Origin of the sequence: Streptosporangium sp. NPDC049644 (assembly GCF_040675205.1) — a bacterium.
In the GTDB taxonomy this organism is placed as follows: Bacteria; Actinomycetota; Actinomycetes; order Streptosporangiales; family Streptosporangiaceae; genus Streptosporangium; species Streptosporangium fukuiense.
Map to the genome: position 1 here is coordinate 1 of NZ_JBFAOJ010000043.1, position 14,893 is coordinate 14,893.

Below are 14,893 nucleotides of genomic sequence, written 5' to 3' on the forward strand. Positions count from 1 at the left end.
CCAATCTCCAGCCCCCCCCCCCCCCACCCGGCCCGCCGCCCCCGCCCCCCCCCCGGGGGGGGGGGGGGCCCCCCCCCCCGCCACGGGTCAGTGGCCCGCGAGCTCCTCGGCGACCGGGATGAAGGCGTCCAGGTCGCGCTCGTGGTGGAGCACGAAATAGGACAGGTCGTGGGTGTCGCGCCAGTGGCGGAGCTTGTCGACGACGTCCTGGCGGGTGCCGAGCAGCACCTGTGGCGTCTCGTCCTGCCGGGAGGAGTCGGCGGCGCTCCACGGCTCGTCCCGCTTGCGGACGCCGAGCTGCTGCACGCTGGTGCCGAGCTCGATCCGGTCGTAGCGGCCGGCCGCGGCCCGCCGTACCAGGTCGATCTTGGCGAGGAAGGCGTCCAGACCGCCGTCCCCGCCGTCGGGGCCGGTGCCGTCGGCGCGTACCCGCATGCCGAGGTTGATCACGTCGGCCTCGCGGGCGGCCAGCCCGAGCATGCGCGGGCCGCCGCCGCCGAGCAACAGCCGAGGGTGGGGGCGGCTCGGGGGCTTGGGGGTCTGGTCCAGGGCGGTGATCCGGTAGTGCCTGCCGTGGAAGGTGAAGGGGCCGTCCGCCCACAGACCCTTGAGCACGGTGATCGCCTCGGCCAGCCGGTCCACCCTGACCCCCGGCGGCTCGAACGCCAGCCCGGCGCCGGCGTAGTCGGCGGCCATCCAGCCGGTGCCGAGGCCCAGCTCCAGCCGGCCCTCGGAGAGCAGGTCGACGGTGGCGGCCTCCTTGGCGAGCACCGCGGGGTGGCGGAAGTCGTTGGCGAACACCAGCGTGCCGACCCGCAGGCGGCTGGTGGCGCACGCCGCCGCGGTCATCGCCGCGACCGGCGCGAAGCGGGGACCGACCAGATGGTCGGGGACGAGCAGCACGTCGAAGCCCGAGTCCTCAAGGCGGCGTGCCGCCTCGGCCCAGGCCCTGGCCGAACCGGCCTCGCGGATCACGGCGGCGAACCGGAACGGGCGATCCATCGGCATCCCCTTTTTTCAACCAAGCGCTTGCTAAGCATAGAGGTGCCGCCCGGGCACGGAAAGGCGACTGTTGTTACCAAGCGCTTGCTTTAGCGGGCGGGAGGTTCGACACTGAGCCAATGGCTGACGACAACCTGGTCCGCGAGGTGACCGACGACGAGGTCGCCTTCTTCGCGGACAACGGCTGGGTAAGGCTGCCACGCCTGGTCGAAGGCGGCTACGTGGCCCTGCTCCGCGACCGTGCCCGGGAACACCTCGCCGAGCGCTCGCGGGTGGTCGCCTCCAAGGTCGACCAGGCGTTCGGCCAGTCCAGGGACATCGCCGAGACCGACGAGCACTTCCGGGACCTGGCCTTCGCCCCGGCCCTCGGCCGCGCCGCCACCCGGCTGCTGCACGGGGTGGCCGGGGTACGGATCCAGGTGACCAACCTGCTGATCAAGGAGCCGGACGGCGGGCACGGCGCCACCGAGTTCCACCAGGACTTCCCGTGGATGCCGATGGACCGCTCGGCCATGCTCACCGTCTGGCTGGCCCTGGTCGACGTGCCCGCCGACATGGGCTCGCTCCGGTTCCTGTCCGGTTCCCACCGGTACGGCCTGCTGGGCCGCTCCTTCGCCAGGGACGGCGACGACCAGTTCAGCCAGCATCCGTGGCTGAAGGAACTGGAGACCTCCCCGCCGCTGGACCTCTCGGCCGGGGACGCGACCGTGCACCACGCGCTGACCGTCCACGGGGCGGCCGCCAACCGCAGGGACGGTGCCAGGCTGTCGTTCACGGTCACCTACTTCGACGCGGACGCGCTCTACACCGGCACGCCGTACGGGCAGACCGACGGTCTGGGGCTGGTCGTCAACCAGCCGTTCGAACACCCGAGGTTCCCGGTCGTCGCGCACGCGTGAACGGGACGGCGACGAGCGAGGAGTGGTGAGCGGACATGAGTGACAGCCCCGTCCCGAGCGTCGAGACGATCACCGGCCCCATCGGGGACCCGGGCGCGACGCTCATGCACGAGCACATCTTCGGGCTCAGCCCGGAGATCCTGTGGAACTGGCCGGACATTCCCGAGGGCTGGGACCTCGAAGCGCGCGCCCAAGAGGCCGCGGCCAAGCTGAACGACCTGAAACGGCACGGCATCGACACGGTGGTCGACCTGACCGTGGTCGGCCTGGGCCGCTACGTGCCCGCGGTGCAGCGGGTGGCCGAGCTGACCGAGGTCAACATCGTGGTCGCCACCGGTCTCTACACCTACGACGCGCTGCCGCCCTACTTCGGCAACCGCGGGCCGGGCTCGCTGTTCGGCGGCGCCGACCGGCTGGCCGAGTTCTTCGTCAGGGACATCACCGAGGGGATCGGCCGTACCGGGGTGAAGGCCGGCGTCCTCAAGTGCGCCACCGACCACCTCGGCATGACCGCCAACTGCGAGCGGGTCTTCCGCGCGGTCGCCGAGGCGCACCTGGAGACCGGGGTGCCGATCTCCACCCACTCGCACAGTGCCTCGGGCGGCGGCCTGGAGCAGCAGAAGCTGCTGTCCCGGCTGGGCGTGGACCTCTCCAGGGTCGTCATCGGGCATGCCGGAGACGCGACGGACGTCACCTACCTGGAAGAACTCATCGCGAACGGCTCCTACCTGGGCATGGACAGGTTCGGCATCGAGACGATCAGCTCGTTCGAGGACCGGGTGGCGATCGTCGCCGAACTCGCCGCGCGCGGCCACGCGGACCGGATGGTCCTCTCCCACGACTCCTACTGCTTCAACGACCGCTTCGACGCCGACGTCGTACGGCGACGCCACCCCAACTACCACCTGCTCCACATCTCCAGGGACGTACTGCCCGAGCTCCGCAGGCGGGGCGTCACCTCCGAGCAGATCGACCTGATGCTCATCGCCAACCCCCGCCAGATCCTCGCCCGGCGCGAGCCGTACCGAGAGGCAGGTCATGATCACCGCTGAGGACTTCGACGTCAGCGCGGCCTGGCACGTCGCCGCGCCCTACGACTTCCTGCGCAGGCTCCGCGACGAGCGCCCGGTGTTCCACAGCGAGCACCTGGGCGCCTACGTCATCAGCCGGCACGAGGACGTGCGCGCCGCCTACGGCGACCCCGGGCGCTTCTCCTCCGAGGGCTCGCTGACGATCTCCCGCAGCCTCGCCGGCGAGACCAGGCGGATGCTGGGCGAGCACGGCTCGTTCCTGTCCAGCTTCGTGGCCAACGTCGACCCGCCCACCCACACCCGGCTGCGCCGCTCGGTCTCGCGCGCCTTCACCCCGCGCGCCGTCGCCGCGATGGAACAGCGCTTCCGCGACCTGAACGAGGAGGTGCTCGACCGGGTGATCCCGAGCGGCGGGGGAGACCTGGTCGCGGAGATCGCGCACGTGCCCTCGGTCAAGCTCACCGCCCGCTTCATCGGCGTCCCCGAGGAGGACGAGGCCTTCGTCAAGGAGCACGTGAAGGACTGGTTCCAGCTCTTCCTGTCGCCGCAGCCGCCCGAGCGCCAGCTGGTGCTGGCGGCGAGCTTCCTGACCTACCTCGACTACGTCGACAAGCTGGTCGCCTCCCGCGCCGCAGAGCCGCGCGACGACTTCGTCTCGCTGATGACCTCGCTGATCGGCACCGAGCTGTCGCACCGCGAGGTCGTCGAGCTGATCTCCACGATCCTGCTCGGCGGCAACGACACGGTACCCAACCAGCTCGGCAACAGCGTGTTCAGGCTGCTGCGCGAGGGGATCTGGCCGGTGCCGCCCGCGCTGGTGCAGAACGCGGTGGAGGAGTGCATGCGCATCGACGGCGCCAGCCTCGGCTCCTTCCGGTATGCCACCGTCGATGTGGAGATGCACGGCGTGACCATCCCGAAGGGCTCGCTCTGCCTGCTCTCCACCGACTCCGCGGCCCACGACGAGCGCGTCTTCGACGAGCCGGACGAGTTCCGGATCGACCGCGGCAACGCCGACGCGCACATGACGCTCGGCTACGGCATCCATTTCTGCGTGGGGGCCGCGCTCGGCCGCCTGCAGCTCCGTACCGCGCTGAAGGTGCTGGGCCGCCGCCTCCCGGGGCTCCGCCTGGCATCGGGCGGACCGCCCGTCACCTACCGCACGTCGCTGGTCGGGCGGGGTCTGACCGCGCTGAACGTGGAATGGTGACGCGCTTCGACGGCCGGGTGGCGCTGGTCACCGGTGCCGCCTCGGGAATCGGCGCGGCGACCGCGCGCCGGCTGGCCGCCGAGGGCGCCTGCGTCGGGGTCGCCGACCTGTGGGCCGCGGGCGCGCGCTCGGTGGCCTCGGCGATCAGGGCCCGCGGCGGTACGGCGTGCGCGCTCCACTGCGACGTGTCGAACGAGGCGGAGGTGAAGGCGGCCGTGGCGCAGCTGACCGGCTCGTTCGGCGGGCTGGACGTGCTGCACTCCAACGCCGCCTGCCTGGACCGCGACGTCTACGGCCGCGACCAGGACCTGCTCGACCTGGACGTCGGGATCTGGGACCGCACCATGGCCGTCAACCTGCGAGGGGCGATGCTCATGGTCAAGCACGCGGTCCCCGCGATGCGCGACGGCGGCGCGATCGTGCTGACCTCGTCGGTGTCCGGGCTGGTGGGCGACGCCGACCACGCGGCCTACGGGACGTCCAAGGCGGCCCTGACCGGATTCACCCGCTACGTCGCCACCATGTACGGCTCGCGCGGCATCCGCTGCAACGCGGTCGCCCCCGGCCTCGTCATGACCGACGCGGCGCGCGGGGCGATGTCCCCGCGGCGGCTGGCGGAGAAGGCCGCCGAACGCCTGCTGCCCTGGGCGGCGGAGCCGGACGACGTGGCGGCGCTGGTCGCGTTCCTCGCCTCGGACGAGGCGCGGTGCGTGACCGGCCAGACGATCGTGGTCGACAGCGGGACGACGGCGCACCGTCCGGAGCACGCGATCAGGGCCTGGGAGCGTGCGAAACTGGATCCGTGACGTTATCTGTGGGTCTGGTAGGTGCCGGGCCGTGGGCCGAGATGGTGCACGCGCCGATGCTGGCGGCTGGTCCGAACACACGTCTGGCGGGCGTGTGGGCTCGTCGCCCCGAGGCAGCGGCCAGATTCGGCGCTCCCGTCTTCGAGCGGATCGAGGAACTGTTCGACAACTGCGAGGCGGTCGCGTTCTCGGTGCCGCCCGCCGTCCAGGCGGAGCTCGGCGTGCTCGCCGCCAAGGCGGGCAAGGCACTGCTGCTGGAGAAACCGCTCGCCGCCGACCTGGACGGCGCGCGGCGGCTGGCCGAGGCGGTCGCCGAGGCGGGCGTGGCCTCACAGATGGTCCTCACCTGGCGTTACTCGCCCGCCACCCGGGCCTTCCTGGCCAGGGTCACGGCCATCGAGCCGTTCGGCGGCCGGGCGGCCAACATCTCGGGGGCGATGCTCGGCGGGGACTTCGCCACCTCCTGGCGGCTGGAGCGCGGCGCGATCCTCGACGTCGGCCCGCACATGATCGACATGTTGGACGCCGCGCTCGGCAGGGTCGTCGGGGTCCGCGCCCACGGCAACCCACTGGGCTGGGTCGGCTTGCTGCTGGAGCACGAGACCGGCGCGGTCAGCGAGGCGTCGCTGTGCATGAGCGTGCCGGGCGAGAGCCCGCCCTCCGACGTCGAGATCTACGGCCGCCTCGGCCGGGAGAGCATGGACGACACCCGGCTGGGCTCCGACGTCTTCTCCCTCATGCTCATGGAGTTCGAGCGGACCGTGCGGCGCGGTGGCGGCCACCCCCTGGACGCCGCGCACGGCCTGCGCCTGCAGGAGATCATCGCCGCCGCCGAGGAGCAGCTCGGCTGAGAGGCGCCCCCGCCGAACGACGGCCCGCCGGACGAGCGCGGCCTGCCAGGGGGACGGAGAGCGGCTCTTTCGAAGAGCGGGCCGGGGGTCTGGCGGGCGGTCCGGCCGGAGCGCGGCCTGTCGCGGGACGGCTCGCCGGTGGCGTTGTACCTGGAGAGCGGTCCTTGGCGCGGCCTACCCGGGGAGCCACAGAGCGGTCTGTCCGAAGCCTCGGCATAGAGGCTGTTCGGGGGAGTTGATAGCGTTTGTCCAACGCGTGGTGTGAGCGAAGTCCGGTGTGAGTCCGGCGCTGTCCCGCAACTGTCATGGCCCCTCGTGGGTCGAGCCAGGTCGCCTCCGCCGCGTCGTCGACGCCGACCCTCGTGGAAAAGGGTGACCCGTCCTTGCCTGGGTCCCTCGGTTCCGGTAACTGAAAGGACCTCCCTTGAGGCCCGTACGCAGCGCCCTCGCCGGCGCCCTGCTCGCCACGCTGACCCTCGCCGGATGCGGCCAGACATCCCCCGCGACCTCGCCTTCCACCACCTCCGCAAGTGCCGCCGCGACTCCTTCGGCGGCGGGCTTCCCGGTCACCGTCGAGGCGGGCAACGGCTCCGTCACCATCGAGAGCAGGCCCGAGCGGATCGTCTCGCTCGCGCCCACCGCCACCGAGAGCCTGTTCGCGATCGGCGCCGGAGCACAGGTCGTCGCGGTGGACGACCAGTCCAACCACCCCGCCGAGGCGCCGAAGAGCGACCTGTCCGGTTTCAAGCCGAACGTCGAGGCGATCATCGCCCAGAAGCCCGACCTGGTCGTGCTCTCCGACGACATCGACGGCATCGTCGCCGCGCTGGGCAAGGTCGGCGTACCGGTGCTGCTGGAGCCCGCCGCCGCCAAGCTCGACGAGGCCTACGACCAGATCATCGACCTCGGCGCCGCCACCGGCAACGGCGAGCGGGCCACCGAACTCGCCGAGCGGATGAAGAAGCAGATCGACGAGCTCGCCGCCGCCGCGCCGAAGGACGCGAAGCTCACCTACTACCACGAGCTGGACGTCACCCCCTACGCGGCGACCTCCGCCACCTTCATCGGCCAGATCTACGGGCTGTTCGGCCTGACCAACATCGCCGACAAGGCCCCCGACGCGGCGGGCGGCTACCCCAAGCTCTCCGCCGAGTTCGTCGCGCAGGCCGACCCCGACCTGATCTTCCTGGCCGACACCAAGTGCTGCGGCCAGTCGAAGGACACCCTCGCCAAGCGTCCGGGCTGGTCCAAGCTGTCGGCCATCAAGAACGACCGGGTCATCCTTCTCGACGACGACATCGCCTCCCGCTGGGGACCGCGGGTCGTGGACCTCGCCCAGCAGGTCGGCGAGGTCGTTCAGAAGGCCGCGGCCAGCTAGTTGACAGATCTCCCCCGCTCCTCCGGCGTCCCCGGCGGCACGGCCGGGCAGGCTGCCCGGCTCAGCCCGGCGGTGACGGCCGCGGCCGTGGCCCTGCTGCTGGCGAGCATGCTCGCCGGGCTGCTGGTCGGTGCCGCGGACATCGCGCCGCGCAGCGTACTGATCCAACTGCTCGACTGGTTGCCGTTCGTCTCGGCCGACTCCGGGCTGGCCCCGGTCGAACTGAGCCTCCTGGCCGAGATACGGCTGCCCAGGGTCCTGCTCGCCGCGATCGTCGGCGGTCTGCTGGCCGTCGCGGGAGCCGGCTACCAGGGGGTCTTCCGCAACCCGCTGGCCGACCCCTACCTGCTGGGAGCCGCCGCGGGCGCCGGTCTGGCGACCACGGCGGCGATCGTTCTCAGCAAGGGCGACGGCGAGGCGATCGGCATCCCCGCCGCGGCCTTCGTCGGCGCCGTCGGCGGCGTCCTGCTCGCCTACGCGCTGGGCAACGCGGCGGGCCGGGGCGGCGGCACCGCCACGCTGGTCCTCGCGGGCGTGGCGGTCACCTCCTTCCTCACCGCCGTCCAGACGTTCCTGCAGCAGCTCAGGGTGGAGGAGCTCCAGCGCATCTACGCCTGGATCCTCGGCAACGTCGGCGGCGGCTGGGGTCAGGTCACGCTGGTGGCCCCGTACGCGGTCGTCTCGGTGACGGTCATGCTGCTGCACGGCAGGCTGCTCGACGTGCTCTCGGTCGGTGACGACGAGGCGGTCACCCTCGGCCTGAACGCCGCCAGGGTCCGCCTCGTCGTGCTGTTCGCGGCCTCCCTGGCCACCGCGGCGGCCGTGGCGGTCAGCGGGCTGATCGGCTTCGTCGGCATCGTCGTGCCGCACGTGGTCCGCCGCCTGACCGGCTCCTCGTACCGGGTCGTGCTGCCGATCTCGCTGATCGGCGGTGCCGCCTTCCTGGTCCTCGCCGACCTCATCGCCAGGACCGTGCTCGCCCCCGCCGAGCTGCCCATCGGGGTGGTGACCGCCTTCTTCGGCGCGCCGTTCTTCGTGGCCGTACTGCGCATGACCCGCCGGGTGGAGACATGAGCGTCCAGGTCCGTCCGTACGGGGCGCACGCGACCGTGGCCCGTGCGCCGCGCGGAGGGGAGATCCGGTGAGCCGCCTCGCGGTGAGTGACCTGTCGGTGGTGCTGGACCGGCGGACCGTGCTGTCCGGCGTCGGGCTCGACGTCGATGACGGCGGCTGGCTGGCCGTCATCGGCGCCAACGGCGCGGGCAAGTCCACGCTGCTGCGCGCCCTGGCTGGGGTGCTGCCCTGTGCGGGCGAGGTGCTCGTCGACGACGTGCCGGTCAGACGGCTGCGGCCCAGGGACCGGGCCAGGCTGCTGGCCTACGCCCCGCAGTCCCCGGCGCTGCCGGTCGACATGACGGTGTTCGACTACGCCCTGCTCGGGCGTACCCCGTACATCCCCTACCTGGGCCGCGAGGGCCGCCGCGACCGCGAGGTGACCGCGTCGGTGCTGGAGCGGCTGGACCTGTCGCACCTCGCCACCCGGCGGCTCGGCCGTCTGTCCGGAGGCGAGCGCCAGCGCGTGGTGCTCGCCAGGGCCCTGACCCAGCAGGCCCCGGTGCTCCTGCTCGACGAGCCCACCACCGCCCTCGACCTGGGACATCAGCAGCAGGTGCTGGAGCTCGTGGACCGGCTCCGGCTGGCCGACGGACTCACTGTTGTCACGACATTGCATGATTTGAGCCTGGCCGGCCAGTACGCTGACTCGATGATGTTGCTCTCGGGCGGCCGGATGGCGGCCTCCGGCACCCCGGCCGAAGTACTGACCGGAGAGCTGATCGGCGAGCACTTCGAGGCCCGCGTCCGCGTCGCCACCGGCCCCGGCGGCAGGCCCGAGGTCCACCTGGAGCGTCCTTGACCGGGTCTCATCCGAGCCCTCCCGAGTGGGGAGGTTCGTCCGAAGGGTTTCCGCGCGGGTCCGAGTTTCCTCCGGGTGTTCCTGAGCGGGTGCCAGGTTCGTCCGAAGGGGCGCCGAGCGGGTCCGAGGTTCAGACGGACGCATTCGATCGGCTCCGAGGTCCGGACGGGGTCTCCCTGAGGCTGAGTCACCGCGAGGAGGACGGCGCCCGGCTGGCCTCGCTGCTCTGGGAGTTCGGCCCCGGGTGGCGGGCGATCTCCTCGGCCATGGTCGGCGGCGGCATCGGCCCGGCCGCCTGGGCGCTCAACGCGCAGGTGGTCGGTGGATACTCGCGGATGGACCCGGTGGAGCACCTGCTGGAGCTCGCTCCGCCGGGCCCGGGGGTCGGCATGCTCACCGCCGCCTCCGTCGACCACTTCACCCGGGCCGCCGACGGGGGAGTGGAGGTCATGGCGACCGTCGGCCTGCGCGTACCCACCTGGGCAGCCGCCCCCGAGGGCGTCCCGGATCCAGAACTGGCCCCCATGTACCTGCCGGGAACCATCAACATCGTCGTCGCCGTACCGATCGCGATGAGCGACGCCGCCCTGGTCAACGCGGTCATGACGGTGACCGAGGCCAAGACCCAGGCCCTGCTGGAGGTCGGTTTCCCCGGCACCGGGACCGCCTCCGACGCCGTCTGCGTGGCGGTTCCGGAACACGGCCCGGAGGAACTCTTCGGCGGCCCCCGTTCCACCTGGGGCGCCCGCGTCGCCCGCGCCGTCCACACCGCCGTCCGCCAGGGCGCCCAGCAGTGGGCAAACCGTGATGTGTTGACCACTTAAAGTAATGGAGTTGTGGGAAGTAGCATGTGAGCGAGGGCGAGACTCCCGATACTGAGCAGGTGACCACGATGGCGACGAAGGAGCCGGCGGCCAGGCGGACGGTTCTCCAAGGAGAGCCGCCGTTCACTGTCGACGACCTGCTCAAGTTCCCCGACGACGGGAACCGCTACGAGCTCTTCAACGGGAGCCTGCTGGTGAGTCCTTCCCCTGTCCCCCTGCATCAGTACGCAAGTCTGCGTCTCGCGCGCATTCTCGAAGACGCTGCGCCGCCAGATTTCCAGCCGCTGCAGGAGGTAAACCTCCGGGTGGGTAGTCGTGACTTCTTCATCCCTGACCTTGTTGTGGTGCCGACGGAGACCGTCGATGAGAGAGGGCTGATGTTCGCGCCACGCGACATCCTCTTGGCCGTCGAGTTGGTCAGCCCGAGCACCCAGTCGCGAGACCGTCACCTCAAGAGGGCCGCCTACGCCGCTGCGGGCATTCCCGCCTACTGGCGGATCGAGTTGTCCGAAGGCCCGTCCGTCCACGTCCACGAACTCGCCGGGGACGAGTACAAACCCGCAGAAAGATACGAGGCGGGCGAGGTCGCGAACCTGCTCGCGCCGTTCGAGGTCTCCTTCGACCCCGCCGCGCTCACCCGGCCACGCGGGTAGCCCTGCCGTCGGGGTGAAGGGTGACCCCGTAGTCGGCGAGGGCGCCGTGCGGGGTGACGCGGCCGGTGTCGAGGTCGGCGAGGACCTCCGCGACGGGCCGCTCGTACGGGGAGCCGATGCCGCCGCCGCCGGTCGTCTCGATCACGAACGCCTCGCCCGCGCCGAGCCGGACGTTGTTCACCTTGGAGGCGAGGCGTTCCAGCGAGCCGTCCGCGCGCCGCAGGTAGAAGCCGCCGAGCCGGCCGGGCAGGCCACCGGAGCGCCCGGGCGGGGCGTTGCGCAGCCGGTCGCCCCGGGTGGTGACGTGGGCGTCGGCCAGAAAGCGGATCACCGTGCGGGAGCCGAGGCCGCCCCGGTGCCTGCCGGGGCCACCGGAGTCGGGAACGGTCTCCACCGACTCCACGACGAGCGGGCAGCGGGTCTCGACCGGCTCGACCTGGGGTACCGAGTTGCGGCCGATGCCGAAGTGCACGCCGGTCGCGTCCGGGCCGTCCTTGCCCTGCCGGGCGCCGACCCCGCCGAAGTCGTACGACAGGTGGATCCAGTACGGCGCCCCGACGGCCGCGATGGAGAAGGGCTGCAGGATGCCGCTCGCCGCGATGGCACGTTCGGGCATCGCGTCCGACAGCGCCTGGAAGACGGCCTCCATCGCCGCGTAGATGGGCACGAACCGGCCACCGCACGGGTAGGGGGAGCGCGCGTTGAGCAGCGATCCGGGTGGCAGTCGCACCTCGATCGCCCGCAGGCAGCCGTCGTTCATCGCGATGGACGGGTCCAGGAAGCAGCGCATCGCGAACACGGCGGCGGCCAGCGACTGTGACGAGGAGGAGTTGATCGCCGCGGGGACCTGGGGGTCGGTGCCGTCGAAGTCGAGCACGGCTCCCGCACCGGGGGTCAGGGTGACCGCGACCCTGACGGTGTGCGAGGTGGTGAGGTCGATGCCGTCGTCGTCGATCGGGTAGGACGCCTCGTAGCGCCCGGCGGGCAGGGCGAGAAGGGCCGCGCGGGTCAGCGTCTCGGTGTGGTCGAGATAGTCGTCGATCCCCCGGGCGAGCCCGGCCGGGCCGTACTCGCCGACCAGCGCCTCGATCCTGGCCGCGGCGACCGCGGTGCCCGCGACGAGCGCGCGCACATCACCCATGACCTTGTCGGGGGTACGGCTGTTGGCCCGCAGGATCGCCTCGATCGCCGGTTCCACGCCGCGCGAGGTGGCCAGCAGGACCGGGGGGAGTTGCAGGCCCTCAAGGAAGATGTCGGTGGCGAGCGGGGCCATGCCGCCCGCGGACAGGCCGCCGAGGTCCGAGACGTGGATCATCGTCGCGGTGAAGTAGGCGGGCTCGCCGGCGACAAAGACCGGCCGGTAGACGAGCAGGTCGTTGGTGTGCACCCCGCCCCGGTAGGCGTCGTTGAGCACGAACACGTCACCGGGCCGCATCCCGGCGGCCGGGATGTCCTTCAGCAGTTCGGGCAGCGCGACCTTCAGCGCCATGCTGTTCATGAGCGTGGTCGCCATCGACTGCGCGACCAGGCGCCCGCCCGCGTCGAGGATCGCCGCCGAGGCGTCGGACCCCTCGACGATGAACGTCGAGTAGGCCGAGCGCACCACCACGATGCTCGCCTCCTCGGCCGCCACCACCAGCGCGTTCCGCAGCACCTCCGCGGTCAGCGTCTCCGCCGTCGACCGACTCGCCCCTTCGGGGGGATCCCCGGTGAGGACCCCTCGTGCCGGCCGCCGGTGCGCCGTCGGGGGTTCCTGCGTCATGGTGTTCCGCCCTCGGTGAGGATTACCGACATGTCGTCCGCGAGCCTGGCCGTCCAGCCCGGTGGCACCACGATCGTCGCCTCGGCGTCCTCGACGATCGCCGGTCCCGCCGCCTCGCGCAGGGCCGCCCTGGTGAGCACCGGCACCTGTACGTATCCGCCGAGCTCGGGAAAGTACGCGGCCCGCCGCACCTCGGCGGTGCCGGAGGCATCGTGGGCCTCCGGGCGCTTCGGGGGCCCACCCGGTTCCCGGGCTCCGGGCACGGCGCGGGAAGGGGGAGGCGCGGGCGCGCTGCCGACCGGGGAGTGCCGGGCGGTCTGGGTGACGCGGACGCGGTAGCCGACGACCTCGATGGGGCCCCGCTGCTCGATGCCGTACACCTGCCGGTATCTCGCGAAGAAGCGGTCGGCCAGTTCGGTGGGGGAGTCGCTCCATCGCACGGTCAGGTCGTGGGCCTGTCCGGTGAAGCGGACGTCGGCTGAGCGGGTGACCGAGACGCCGGGGGAGCCGAGGGGCACGTTCAGGTCGGCGGCGGCGGTCTCGGCCAGGATGGCGAAGACCCGCACCGGGTCGGCACCCGGGGCGGACAGGACGCGGTCGGTGGACAGGTCGCCGGCCAGCAGGCCGGCCGCGGAGCCGACCCCGCAGTGCGCGGGAACGACCACCGTGGAGATGCCGAAGCGGGAGGCGACCCTGGCCGCGTGCATCGGGCCCGCGCCGCCGAAGGCGACCATGACGAACCCTCGGGGATCGATGCCCCGCTGCACCGTCACCACGTGGACCGCCGATCCCATCGAGGCGTTGGCGATCTCGTGGACGGCGTGCGCCGCCTCGGCGCGGGAGACCCCGAGCGGGCCGGCGAGGCGGCGGTCGACCGCCTTCTCCGCGAGGTCGAGGGAGAGCGACATCGTCCCGGCGGCGAACGAGGCGGCGTCGAGGTAGCCGAGCACCAGGTTGGCGTCCGTCACCGTCGGCTCGTCGCCGCCCAGGCCGTAGCAGGCCGGGCCGGGTTCCGAACCGGCCGAGCGCGGGCCTGCCCGCAGGGTGCCGGCCGGGTCCACCCACGCGATGCTGCCCCCTCCGGCCCCCACCTCCGCCAGGTCGATCGCCGGGATCTTGACCGGCACCCCGGTCCCGGCCCTGCGCCCGCCGAAGCTGCCCTTGCCGCCCACGTGGAACTCGTGGGTGATCTCCGGCTCGCCGTTCCTGATCACGCAGGTCTTGGCGGTGGTCCCGCCCATGTCGAAGGAGACGACGTCCGGATGGCCGGACGCGGCGGCGGCCAGCACCCCGGCCGCGGGCCCGGACTCGATGGTGGCCACGGCCCGCCGGGCCGCCAGTTCGGCGGACATCACGCCGCCGCCCGAGTCCATGACGTGCACCGGCGCGGTGATTCCGATGCCGGCCAGCCGAGCGGTCAGCCGCCGCAGGTATCCCGCCATGACGGGCCCGACGTAGGCGGACATGATCGTGGTGGTCGCCCGCTCGTACTCGCGCAGTTCCGGCCAGACCTCCGAGGAGATCACCACGGTCGGCACGACGCGCCGGAGGATCTCGGCGACCCGCCGTTCGTGCGAGGGGTTCGCGTACGAGTGCAGCAGGCAGACGGCGGCCGCGGTGACGCCCCGCCGCGCGATCTCCTCGCCGACGCGGGTCACGGCCGCCTCGTCGAGCGGTTCGAGCACCTCGCCCCGGTGGTTCACCCGCTCGGGCACCTCGAAACAGTCACCGGCGGCGACCGGCGGCGCGGGAGGGTCGAAGCGGAGGTCGTAGCGGTCCTCCTCGACCCGCGCGTAGCGGCCCAGGGGGATCGCCGAGCGGAAACCCCTGGTCGTGACATAGGCGACGCGGACGCCTCTGCGTTCGAGCACGGCGTTGGTGGCCAGCGTGGTCGCGTGCACGACCCTGGTCACCAGGGAGGGGTCCCTGCGGCCGAGCGCGGCGACGATGCCCGTGACGATGCCGTCGGCCGGGTCGTCGTGGGTGCTCAGGCACTTGGCGACGCTGATCCCGCCATCCGGCCCGCGGAGCACCACGTCCGTGAACGTCCCTCCGACGTCGACCCCGATCGAGTGGCTCAACGGCTCTCCCCGTCTGATCGTCCGGCGCTCCGGGCAGGTGGCCCGTCGCGACGCGGGGGCGGGTTCCGCGCCCGCCCGCCCACGAAGGGCAGGCTATTTCCCTAGCAAGCGCTTGTCCATGGGGGTGCCGGGGCCGCGTCCGGGCGATCGGCTCGCCCGTGTCCCGGTGGCCCTCGCCCTCCGCTCCTCTCGCGTTTTCGAATTCGTGGGCCCTCCAATCGCTTCGTGGGCCCTCCACCCGCGTACCGGAGGAGCCTCCTCGGGCGGACGGGGAGCAATGAGAGCTTTATCCCTTTTATTGCTTATTAGATGGAAATATCGAGAAATATGGGGTTTTCATCCCGCTGGATTTGGGTGACCGCGGGCCGTTGGGCGAGACGAGGGAGCCGGTCCCCTCGCGGTATACATTGTCGCGCCGGGGCCCGGTCGGGATTAGACTTTGCGTAACTGTCCGCGACGGGGGGTGGACATGGTGAAAGGC

13 protein-coding genes are annotated in these 14,893 nt (G+C 72.0%); 10 read left to right on the top strand and 3 right to left on the bottom strand.

What is annotated here, in order from left to right:
- Window positions 1-87 precede the first annotated feature (87 nt).
- On the bottom strand, window positions 88-1,002 hold the full coding sequence (locus AB0J58_RS23505) for a TIGR03621 family F420-dependent LLM class oxidoreductase (protein WP_364218729.1): 915 nt from the start codon (window positions 1,000-1,002) through the stop codon (window positions 88-90).
- 119 nt (window positions 1,003-1,121) lie between these two features.
- Between AB0J58_RS23505 and AB0J58_RS23510 the strand changes: the two genes are divergently transcribed.
- The 10 genes from AB0J58_RS23510 to AB0J58_RS23555 all read left to right on the top strand — a co-directional run bounded on the left by AB0J58_RS23510 (window position 1,122) and on the right by AB0J58_RS23555 (window position 10,569).
- Window positions 1,122-1,901, top strand: a complete 780-nt coding sequence (locus AB0J58_RS23510; RefSeq protein ID WP_364218731.1) for a phytanoyl-CoA dioxygenase family protein — start codon at window positions 1,122-1,124, stop codon at window positions 1,899-1,901.
- A 35-nt stretch (window positions 1,902-1,936) separates the two neighbouring features.
- A complete protein-coding gene (locus AB0J58_RS23515) occupies window positions 1,937-2,953 on the top strand; it encodes a phosphotriesterase-related protein (RefSeq protein ID WP_364218732.1) in 1,017 nt (338 codons plus the stop codon).
- Window positions 2,940-4,142 (top strand): cytochrome P450, encoded by a 1,203-nt coding sequence (locus AB0J58_RS23520; protein ID WP_364218733.1) that lies wholly within the window; start codon window positions 2,940-2,942, stop codon window positions 4,140-4,142. The genes AB0J58_RS23515 and AB0J58_RS23520 overlap by 14 nt, the downstream gene beginning before the upstream one ends.
- Window positions 4,136-4,948 carry an SDR family oxidoreductase gene (locus tag AB0J58_RS23525; RefSeq protein ID WP_364218735.1) on the top strand — a complete coding sequence of 271 codons (813 nt, stop codon included), beginning with the start codon at window positions 4,136-4,138 and terminating at the stop codon, window positions 4,946-4,948. Before AB0J58_RS23520 ends, AB0J58_RS23525 begins: the two co-directional genes overlap by 7 nt.
- Window positions 4,945-5,799, top strand: a complete 855-nt coding sequence (locus AB0J58_RS23530; RefSeq protein ID WP_343964031.1) for a Gfo/Idh/MocA family oxidoreductase — start codon at window positions 4,945-4,947, stop codon at window positions 5,797-5,799. The genes AB0J58_RS23525 and AB0J58_RS23530 overlap by 4 nt, the downstream gene beginning before the upstream one ends.
- A gap of 424 nt (window positions 5,800-6,223) precedes the next feature.
- Window positions 6,224-7,177: an ABC transporter substrate-binding protein gene (locus AB0J58_RS23535; RefSeq protein WP_364218737.1), complete on the top strand. Its 954-nt coding sequence runs from the start codon at window positions 6,224-6,226 to the stop codon at window positions 7,175-7,177.
- 72 nt (window positions 7,178-7,249) lie between these two features.
- Entirely contained in the window at window positions 7,250-8,251 is a 1,002-nt protein-coding gene (locus tag AB0J58_RS23540; protein ID WP_364218827.1) for an iron ABC transporter permease, read from the top strand.
- Between the two features lie 67 nt (window positions 8,252-8,318).
- Entirely contained in the window at window positions 8,319-9,092 is a 774-nt protein-coding gene (locus AB0J58_RS23545) for an ABC transporter ATP-binding protein (RefSeq protein ID WP_364218739.1), read from the top strand.
- A 176-nt stretch (window positions 9,093-9,268) separates the two neighbouring features.
- A complete protein-coding gene (locus tag AB0J58_RS23550) occupies window positions 9,269-9,916 on the top strand; it encodes an adenosylcobinamide amidohydrolase (RefSeq protein ID WP_364218829.1) in 648 nt (215 codons plus the stop codon).
- Window positions 9,917-9,942: 26 nt separating this feature from the next.
- Window positions 9,943-10,569, top strand: coding sequence for a Uma2 family endonuclease (locus AB0J58_RS23555; RefSeq protein ID WP_364218741.1), 627 nt, complete (start codon window positions 9,943-9,945; stop codon window positions 10,567-10,569).
- On the opposite strand, the gene AB0J58_RS23560 is transcribed toward AB0J58_RS23555, so the two are convergent.
- Window positions 10,550-12,331: a hydantoinase B/oxoprolinase family protein gene (locus tag AB0J58_RS23560; RefSeq protein WP_364218743.1), complete on the bottom strand. Its 1,782-nt coding sequence runs from the start codon at window positions 12,329-12,331 to the stop codon at window positions 10,550-10,552. The genes AB0J58_RS23555 and AB0J58_RS23560 overlap by 20 nt on opposite strands.
- Entirely contained in the window at window positions 12,328-14,412 is a 2,085-nt protein-coding gene (locus tag AB0J58_RS23565) for a hydantoinase/oxoprolinase family protein (protein WP_364218745.1), read from the bottom strand. Before AB0J58_RS23565 ends, AB0J58_RS23560 begins: the two co-directional genes overlap by 4 nt.
- Between the last annotated feature and the right edge of the window lie 481 nt (window positions 14,413-14,893).

Coding starts and splice junctions, on each gene's coding strand:
- AB0J58_RS23510 (WP_364218731.1), top strand. CDS start 1,122: ATGGCTGACGACAACCTGGTCCGCGAGGTGACCGACGACGAGGTCGCC.
- AB0J58_RS23560 (WP_364218743.1), bottom strand. CDS start 12,331: ATGACGCAGGAACCCCCGACGGCGCACCGGCGGCCGGCACGAGGGGTC.
- AB0J58_RS23515 (WP_364218732.1), top strand. CDS start 1,937: ATGAGTGACAGCCCCGTCCCGAGCGTCGAGACGATCACCGGCCCCATC.
- AB0J58_RS23520 (WP_364218733.1), top strand. CDS start 2,940: ATGATCACCGCTGAGGACTTCGACGTCAGCGCGGCCTGGCACGTCGCC.
- AB0J58_RS23525 (WP_364218735.1), top strand. CDS start 4,136: ATGGTGACGCGCTTCGACGGCCGGGTGGCGCTGGTCACCGGTGCCGCC.
- AB0J58_RS23505 (WP_364218729.1), bottom strand. CDS start 1,002: ATGGATCGCCCGTTCCGGTTCGCCGCCGTGATCCGCGAGGCCGGTTCG.